We start from the raw sequence: 4450 nt of genomic DNA on the forward strand, positions 1-4450 counted from the left end.
CCTGTATTCTTCGATATTTATGGTGATACGCTGTGCCGATCTAGTTCCTGTATTCTTCGATATTTATGGTGATACGCTGTGCCGATCCTGTTTCTGTATTCTTCGATACTTATAGGAATATTCTGTGCCAGTCTAACATTTCAGGACAGGACGCCCAGTCCGCTTCCATACCCCGCATGTTTTTTCCTGTCGGCTGGAAACGTCAGCCAGAGGAAGGTGGCATCGGGCCGGGCTGCTGCGGAGGAGGGGTGATTACTACTTGGGCTGCGGGAGACGGCGTTATTGCGGCAGGGTCTGCTGTCTGAGCCGCAGGCGAGTTCTGGCCCTGCCGCAATGCTTTTAGCCGTCTCACGGAGCCCTAGTAGTATCCCCCGACGGAGTCCCTGCCCGGAGCGATGCCACCTTCCTCTGGCGTCCCTCAACCACATCCATACACACAAAAAAAGCCCGGCATCTTCATATTCCAAAGACACCGGACTCCTATCAGTCATATATAAGCTGGAAATGAGACTCGAACTCACGACCCCTTCATTACGAGTGAAGTGCTCTACCGACTGAGCTATTCCAGCTTGTGCTAAACACAACTGATATTATACCGTATTTTACAAAAAATGCAAGCACTTTTTCCTACAATCCACTCAAATCCTCACCACCCCAATCACCCCCAACCATATTCCCATTTAATTCACAAACCATCACTCATCCCCGGAAGCCCCCTTCCTGCGAGAAGCCACCCGTTTCACAACCTTTACCGCATCCTTTACAGCCACAGATTTTTCAACCACCGTCATTTTCGCTTTATCCATACGCTTTCCTCTGCTTTTCCCCACAGTCTTTTTCACATTTCCTTTCTTCACAGAGCTTTTCTTCACATCCCCCTTCTCCGGTGTACACCCAAATACCGCCACACCATAAGCCGGAAGCTTCAGCTTCAAAGAAAACTCCCTGTTATCACACTCCATATGAATAGCCGCTTTCGCCCGTGCGTTCACCACACCCTGTCCGCCAAACTTTTCACTGTCACTGTTGAAAATTTCCTTATATTTCCCTGCAAAAGGCACACCAACCCGGTAACTGTCATAAGATACCGGTGAAAAATTACACACCGCAAGAATCGTTTCTTCCGGCTTTTCCGTCTTACGAAGAAACGCAACCACATTCTCATCATAGCTAGTAAACTGGATCCACTCAAACCCATCCGAATTACCATCCATTGCATACAACGCCGGATGATTCCTGTAAAGTTCATTCAGATCATGCAGATACGCCCTCATTTCCGGCCCCACATCCCCATCCGGCGCAGTCATCTTCACACCCGGATGAAGCATCAGATAGCCATACGCAGCACGCAGCTGAGCATCCTTCTGCCTTGAAGATCCCGGAAGCTTCTCCAGAAACTCTTTTAACGTACCCACATCTCTCTTCCCCAGAGTCAGTACATAATGCTCACTATATGCATACATCATGGAAAGCGTCAGCTGATCATAATAATTTCGTCTGTCCAAAGGCTCTGCTTCCAGGTAAGAAAGAAGATCCTTTGTCCAGCCACCACTCCATTTATAGTCAAACCCCAGATGATCATTCTCCACACTGTCTGTAAGCTGCGGCCATAAACCATCCTCCTGTGCGATCAGAAGAATCCCCGGATACTGCTTCTTCACAATAGAATTCAGATGCTTCAGAAACTCCATTGCCTGAAGGTTCTCATTGGAACTATAAAGATTAGCCGTCCACTGTCCCGCCTCTCTTCCAAAATCCAGATACAGCATCGCATCTACATCATCCATCCGAAATCCGTCCACATGAAATTCATCCAGCCAGAAAAACGCATTAGAAATAAGAAAATCTTTGACCATAGGACTTCCGTAATTATAAAGCATGGTGCCCCACATCGGATGAACGGCCATAGCCGGATCCTGTACTTCATAAAGAGAAGTTCCGTCAAATTTCTCAAGCCCTGCATCAAACCGCGGAAACTGAGCCGGTGTCCAGTCCAGGATCACGCCAATCCCTGCCTGATGAAGATCCTCCACCAGTGTCCGGAAATCTGCCGCAGTCCCAAAACGGGTAGTCACAGCATAATACGCAGACGTAGAATATCCTCCTGAACTTCGGTCAAGATACTCCATCACCGGATGAAATTCTACATGCGTATAACCGGTTTCCTTCAGAAACTCCACCAGTTCACCACTGTTTTTCCACTCTGTTACATCCGTTTCATAAATAGAAACCGGAACTTCACGGCTGGCAAACCTTTCACGTTCCTTCATCCACGCTTCATCCTGCCATAAAAAATCCCCCAGCTCTGTTACAACAGAAATCACAGACGGCGCTCCCTGAGTTCCATTTCCGTAAGGATCAGACTTCCGCTGTACATCGCCGCCTTTGATCTTGATCTCATACTGGTAAGAGTCCCCTGCCTCTACACCTGGAACAAAAATCTCAAAAATTCCGGACATTGGCATCCGATGCATCGGAAGACGCCTTCCATCCCACCTGTCAAAATCACCGACCACACTGACACGGATTGCATTGGGTGCCCAGACAGCAAAATATGTTCCTTCTACCTCGCCACAGGTCCCCGGATGCGCTCCCAGCTTCTCATATGCCTTGTAATAGACACCGGCACAAAAAGCTCGTTCCTCCTCTTCCGTGATCTGGCATGGACATTCATACGCATCGTAAAAAGTCTCTTTCCTGCTTCCTCTTATCACACGGAAACGATATTCCGGAATCCTTTTCAGTGGAAGCATTACAGCATAATAACCAGCCTCATCTTCCAGGATCATCGGATAACTCTTTTCCCCTACAACAACCTCTGCAGCATCCGCTCCCGGAAAAAATCCCTGGATCAGAACGCCATCCTCTGTTACCCTTGGCTGCATCACATCACGAGGTGATGCCTCCTCCCCATAAACGATCGCCTCGATCCGGGGCCAATCCATATATTCATACGCTTTATCAGCCATAATCGTCTCCTCCATCATATTTGTTGTTTTATAGACTAAGTTTACCACCATTTTACAGAAAAATAAAGATAACAGTTCTAATCTTCGCAAAAAGCACCACAAGTAACCGGTAACAGAACAGAAAATAATTCGATTTGGTCCTTCCCAAAATCATATGTAACGATTATAATATGAAGCAGAATATGAAACAAATAACTTATCAGGAGGAATCATCAATGGAAAACAGACAGTATGATGTAACAGCTCTCGGCGAGCTTCTGATCGACTTCACAGAAAACGGTGACAGTTCCCAAGGAAACCCTACTTTCGAGGCAAACCCGGGCGGAGCTCCCTGTAACGTTCTTGCCATGCTGAACCGTCTTGGCAAAAAAACTGCATTTATCGGAAAGGTCGGAAACGACATGTTCGGCAAGCAGCTGAAGGCTGCCGTAGAAGAATGCGGCATTGATACCAGAAATCTTGTCATGGACGATGAAATTCACACTACCCTTGCTTTTGTACATACTTACCCGGACGGAGACCGTGATTTTTCTTTCTACCGTAATCCAGGTGCAGATATGATGCTGACAAAGGATGAGGTAGATGCCGATCTGATCCGCAATTCCAGGATTTTCCATTTCGGCACACTTTCTTCCACACATGAAGGTGTCCGTGAAGCAACCCGCTATGCTCTTGACGTGGCAAAAGAAGCCGGATGCATCATCACCTTTGACCCGAACTTACGCCCTCCACTCTGGAAGGATCTGAACGATGCCCGCAAAGAGATCGAATACGGCATGGAACGCTGTGATGTACTGAAGATTTCTGATAATGAAGTGGAATTTCTTTTTGACACAACAGATTATGACAAGGGTGCTGCCCTTATCGAAGAAAAATATCATATCCCGCTTGTGCTGATCACAATGGGAAAAGACGGAAGCCGCGCTTATTATCGCGGACGGAAGGTCGAGGCTGCTCCTTTCCTTCAGGAAAAAACCATTGAAACCACCGGTGCAGGAGACACCTTCTGTGCAAGCACCCTGAATTATGTGCTGGAACACGGTCTTGAGGATCTCACTGACGAAAATCTCGCAGAGCTGCTTACTTTTGCAAATGCAGCAGCTTCTCTCATCACAACAAAGAAGGGAGCACTCCGCGTAATGCCTGAAAGAGATGAAGTTCTTGACTTCATTGCATCCCGCAAGTAGTGTATGTTTTTCTTTTATTGAATTATTTTTTTGTTTATTGGCTTTGAAAAGCTGAGAAAACACCGCAGGGGGAGAAAGCACTCAAAGTTACGAAGCCCGTTTTTCTCCCCCTGCACCCCCTCTTTCCGGGCACGTACCGCAGAAACGACGCTTCGCGCCTATCCGCCAATTGTTGTGTATTCTTCATATTTCCCCTGTTATATCATATATTTTTATTAATATCTTATCGTATAAAATGCAAATTCTGCTCGAACGGTACGCCTATTCTGAAATCAGCGGTACATTCATTCTAAT

2 protein-coding genes and 1 tRNA gene are annotated in these 4450 nt (G+C 46.9%); 1 reads left to right on the forward strand and 2 read right to left on the reverse strand.

Features of this window, described 5'->3' with window-relative positions:
• Positions 1 to 496: 496 nt before the first annotated feature.
• Positions 497 to 569 (reverse strand) — tRNA-Thr (locus DWW77_RS17780).
• A gap of 126 nt (positions 570 to 695) precedes the next feature.
• A complete protein-coding gene (gene glgB, locus DWW77_RS17785) occupies positions 696 to 2969 on the reverse strand; it encodes a 1,4-alpha-glucan branching enzyme (protein WP_118609264.1) in 2274 nt (757 codons plus the stop codon).
• A 215-nt stretch (positions 2970 to 3184) separates the two neighbouring features.
• On the opposite strand from glgB, the gene DWW77_RS17790 reads away from it, so the two are divergent.
• Positions 3185 to 4156, forward strand: a complete 972-nt coding sequence (locus DWW77_RS17790; protein WP_022427213.1) for a carbohydrate kinase family protein — start codon at positions 3185 to 3187, stop codon at positions 4154 to 4156.
• Positions 4157 to 4450 lie beyond the last annotated feature (294 nt).

The sequence above is a fragment of the Ruminococcus sp. AF17-12 genome, from assembly GCF_003479245.1.
Taxonomy (GTDB): Bacteria; Bacillota; Clostridia; order Lachnospirales; family Lachnospiraceae; genus Blautia_A; species Blautia_A fusiformis.

What these genes read in the sequence shown, in the direction of transcription:
- glgB (WP_118609264.1), bottom strand. Translation starts at nt 2,969, where the DNA reads ATGGCTGATAAAGCGTATGAATATATGGATTGGCCCCGGATCGAGGCG.
- DWW77_RS17790 (WP_022427213.1), top strand. Translation starts at nt 3,185, where the DNA reads ATGGAAAACAGACAGTATGATGTAACAGCTCTCGGCGAGCTTCTGATC.